The sequence below is a fragment of the Streptomyces sp. 8K308 genome, assembly GCF_004348315.1.
In the GTDB taxonomy this organism is placed as follows: Bacteria; Actinomycetota; Actinomycetes; order Streptomycetales; family Streptomycetaceae; genus Streptomyces.
The window spans coordinates 1-4563 of record NZ_SMKC01000460.1 but is presented as its reverse complement, the minus strand read 5'-3'; the positions used below and the strand labels follow the sequence as shown (position 1 = coordinate 4563).

General features: G+C 71.9%; 3 protein-coding genes. All 3 read left to right on the top strand.

What is annotated here, in order from left to right; all coding sequences use genetic code 11:
- Positions 1-20: 20 nt before the first annotated feature.
- Positions 21-2699 (top strand): cellulose binding domain-containing protein, encoded by a 2679-nt coding sequence (locus E1265_RS33935; protein WP_132934796.1) that lies wholly within the window; start codon positions 21-23, stop codon positions 2697-2699.
- Between the two features lie 113 nt (positions 2700-2812).
- Positions 2813-3670: a 3-hydroxybutyryl-CoA dehydrogenase gene (locus E1265_RS33930; RefSeq protein WP_132934795.1), complete on the top strand. Its 858-nt coding sequence runs from the start codon at positions 2813-2815 to the stop codon at positions 3668-3670.
- Positions 3671-3738: 68 nt separating this feature from the next.
- Positions 3739-4563: Ku protein (locus tag E1265_RS33925; protein ID WP_132934794.1), on the top strand; the 825-nt coding region annotated here is incomplete at its 3' end.

Here is a 4563-nt window from a genome sequence, read left to right as displayed (position 1 = left end):
GTAAGGAGAGGAGCGCCAGCGTGCGAAGAGGGAGACCGGCGACGGCCCTGCTGGCCGGCATGGCTCTCACGGGCGGACTGCTCACCGCCGCGACGACGGCCCCGGCGAGCGCCGCGGCCGACCGCGCCCAGGAGGAGGTCGGGGCCGAGGTCCAGGCGGCCGCCGACTACACCTGGGACAACGTCGCGATCGGCGGCGGCGGCTTCGTGCCGAGCATCGTCTTCAACCGGACCGAGCCCAACCTGATCTACGCCAGGACCGATATCGGCGGCGCCTACCGATGGAACCAGTCGGACCAGTCCTGGATCCCGCTCCTCGACCACGTCGGCTGGGACGACTGGGGCTACACCGGCGTCGCCTCCATCGCCACCGACCCCGTCGACCCGGACCGCGTCTACGCGGCCGTCGGCAGCTACACCAACGACTGGGACCCCAACAACGGCGCCGTCCTGCGCTCGTCGGACCGGGGCGAGACCTGGCAGACCACCGAGCTCCCCTTCAAGCTCGGCGGCAACATGCCGGGCCGCGGCATGGGCGAGCGCCTGGTCGTCGACCCCAACGACAACGACGTGCTCTACCTGGGCGCGCCGAGCGGCGAGGGCCTGTGGCGCAGCACCGACGCGGGCGTCAGCTGGCAGGAGGTCACCTCGTTCCCCAACCCCGGTGACTACGCCCCCGACCCGAGCGACTCCACCGGCTACCAGAGCGAGTTGGTCGGGGTCACCTGGATCACCTTCGACCCGTCGACGGGCTCGCCAGGCAGCCCCACCCGGACCATCTACGCCGGCGTCGCCGACCTCGGCGAGAGCGTCTACCGATCCACCGACGGCGGCGCGACCTGGCAGGCGGTGCCCGGGCAGCCCACCGGCTACCTGCCGCACAAGGGGGTGCTCGACGAGGAGACCGGCGACCTCTACATCGCCACCAGCGACGACGCCGGCCCTTACGCCGGCGCGGACGGCCAGGTCTGGCGGTTCGACACGGACGCCGGCACCTGGACCGACGTCTCCCCGGTGGCGGCCGGCAGCGACCGGTACTTCGGCTTCAGCGGCCTGACCGTGGACCGGCAGAACCCGGGCACCGTGATGGTGACCGGCTACAGCTCCTGGTGGCCCGACACCCAGATCTTCCGCTCCACCGACGGCGGCGACAGCTGGAGCCGCTCCTGGGAGTTCACGAGCTACCCCAACCGCAGCAAGCGCTACACGATCGACATCTCCTCGGTGCCCTGGATGGACTTCAACACCACCCCCCAGCCGCCCGAGGAGTCGCCCAAGCTCGGCTGGATGACCGAGGGGATGGAGATCGACCCGTTCAACGCGGACCGGCTGTTCTACGGCACCGGCGCCACGCTCTACGGCACCACCCAGCTCACCAACTGGGACCGGAACCAGACCTTCACGATCCGCCCCTACGTGCGCGGCCTCGAGGAGACGGCGGTCAACGACCTGGCGAGCCCGCCGAGCGGCGCCCCGCTGCTCAGCGGTCTCGGCGACATCGGCGGCTTCCGGCACACCAGCCTGACCCAGGTGCCGTCCGACGCCTTCCCCTCCTTCGGCACCACCACCGGCCTGGACTTCGCCGAGCTGGCGCCCGCCACCGTGGTGCGGGTCGGCAACCACGTCAGCGAGTCCACGGCGCCGACCGTCAACTTCTCCACCGACGGGGGCGGCAACTGGTTCGCCGGCACCGCGCCGAGCGGCGCGCACGGCGGCACGGTGGCGGCCGCGGCCGACGGCAGCCGCTTCGTGTGGAGCCCCGAGGGCGCCGGGGTGTACTACTCGGTGGGCTTCGGCAACTCCTGGACCGCGTCCCAGGGCATCCCGCAGGGCGCGCGGGTCGAGGCCGACCGGGTCAACCCCAACCTCTTCTACGGCGTTCACCAGGGCACGTTCTACGTCAGCACCAACGGCGGGGCCTCCTTCACAACCGCCGCCACCGGGCTGCCGACCGGCGACGTGCGCTTCGCCGCCGTGCCCGGGCGCACCGGCGACGTCTGGCTGGCCGGCGGCGGCCTGTGGCGCTCCACCAACTCCGGCGCGAGCTTCACCCGAATCTCCGCCATCACCGCGGACACCATCGGCTTCGGCGCCGCGGCCTCCGGCGCCTCGTACCAGACGCTCTACAGCAGCGGCGTCGTCGGCGGGGTCCGCGGCATCTACCGCTCCACGGACACCGGCGCCACCTGGGTGCGGATCAACGACGACGAGCACCAGTGGGCCTGGACCGGGGCCGCCATCACCGGCGACCCGCGGGTCTTCGGCCGGGTCTACGTCAGCACCAACGGCCGGGGCGTGATCTACGGCGAGACCAGCGAGTCGGGCGGCGGGGACCCGGGCGATCCCGAGGACCCGGAGGACCCTGAGGAGCCGGGCGACGCGCCGTGCCGGGTCGGCTACCGGATCTCCGGGCAGTGGGAGGGCGGCTTCCAGGGCGAGGTCACGGTCACCAACACCGGCGCCACGCCCGTCAGCGGCTGGCGGCTGACCTGGGCCTTCCCGGCCGGGCAGACCATCAGCCAGCTGTGGAACGGGAGCTTCACCCAGAGCGGCTCGAACGTGACCGTCACCCCGGCCGCGTGGAACTCCACCCTGTCCCCCGGCGGCTCCACCACCGTCGGTTTCCTCGGCAGCTGGAGCGGCGCCAACGGCAGCCCAACCGCCTTCGCGGTCAACGGCACCTCCTGCGCCGTCGGCTGATCAGCGTGGGAGGGCCCGGCCCCGGCCGGCCCTCCCCCTTCCGCCCGGGGGTAACGTCATCCCTGCGACGACGATCACGCGGATGGCACGAGGCGGAGCGGAAGGGCTGGTCGATGAGCGACATCGAACGCGTCGGTGTGGTGGGCTGCGGCCAGATGGGCGCCGGCATCGCCGAGGTGTGCGCCCGCTCAGGACTCGACGTGATGGTCGCCGAGACCACGGGCGAGGCCCTGGAGATCGGCCGCACCCGTCTGGTCGCCTCGCTCGACCGGGCCGTCGAGCGCGGCAAGATCACCGAGGCCGACCGGGACGCGGCCCTCGACCGGCTGACGTTCACCACCGACCTGGGCGAGTTCGCGGAGCGCGACCTGGTGATCGAGGCGGTGGTCGAGAAGGAGCCGGTGAAGACGGAGATCTTCCAGGTGCTCGACCAGGTCGTCACCCGACCGGACGCCATTCTGGCCTCCAACACCTCCGCCATCCCGCTGGTCAACCTCGCCGTGGCCACCACGCGCCCGGCCCAGGTCCTCGGCGTCCACTTCTTCAACCCGGCTCAGGTGCAGCGGCTCGTCGAGGTCATCCCCGCGCTGACCACGGCGGACGAGACGGTGCGGCGGGCCGAGGCGTTGGTCACTGGGGTCCTTGGCAAGCACGTGATTCGCGCCCAGGACCGCTCGGGGTTCGTCGTCAACGCGCTGCTGATCCCGTACCTGCTCGCGGGCGTCCGGATGTTCGAGTCCGGCGCCGCCACCAGGGACGACATCGACAGCGGCATGGAGCTCGGCTGTGCCCACCCGCAGGGGCCGCTCAAGCTCGCCGACCTGATCGGGCTCGACACCGTGGTCTCCATCGCCGAGTCGATGTACGCGGAGCACAAGGAGCCGCTGTACGCCCCGCCGCCACTGCTGCTGCGGATGGTCGCCGCCGGCCAGCTCGGCAGGAAGACCGGCGCCGGCTTCTACCGGTACTGAGCCCCGCGGCCGGGATGCGAACTCCGACCGCCCGGGGTGCCATGGGAGTGAGGTGAGGAGGTGCTCCCATGGCGAGGGCGATCTGGAGCGGCGCGCTGTCCTTCGGCCTGGTCGCGATGCCGGTGCAGCTCTTCACCGCGACCCGGAGCCACACCATCCGCTTCAACCAGATCCAGCGCGGCACCTCCGACCGGGTCCGCAACAAGCGGGTCAACGAGCGCACCGGCGACGAGGTGCCGGCCGAGGAGATCGTCAAGGGCTTCGAGATGGGCGACGAGTACGTCATCGTCGAGCCGGGCGAGCTGGACGAGATAGCCCCGGGGCGCTCCAAGGGCCTGGAGATCTCCGGCTTCGTCGGCCTCGACCAGGTGGATCCGATCTACTTCGACCGGTCCTACTACCTGGCCCCCAAAGGGCCCGAGTACGCCAAGGTGTACTCCCTGCTGCTCGACGCCCTCACCGAGTCCCACAAGGCCGGCGTCGCCACCTTCGTGATGCGCAACCGGGAGTACCTGGTCGCCGTCAGGGCGGACGGCGAGGTGCTGGCGCTGCACACCCTGCACTGGGCGGACGAGGTACGCGAGCCGCGCCGCGAGATCGGCGACCTCCCCGAACGGGCGGAGATCTCGGACAAGGAGCTGCGGACCGCCATTCAGCTGGTGGACGCGTTGAGCATGGAGTGGCACCCGGAGGAGTTCCACGACACCTACCAGGAGCGGGTGCTCGAGCTGGTGGAGGCGAAGCGCACCGGCGGCACCGTCGAGAAGGGCGCGCCGCCGCCGCGCTCCACCAACGTGATCGACCTGATGGACGCGCTGCAGGCCAGCGTCGAGAGCGCCCGCGGCCGCCGCGGCGCGGGCGCCGGCGGTGACGGTGGCGGCGGGGGCAGGGCC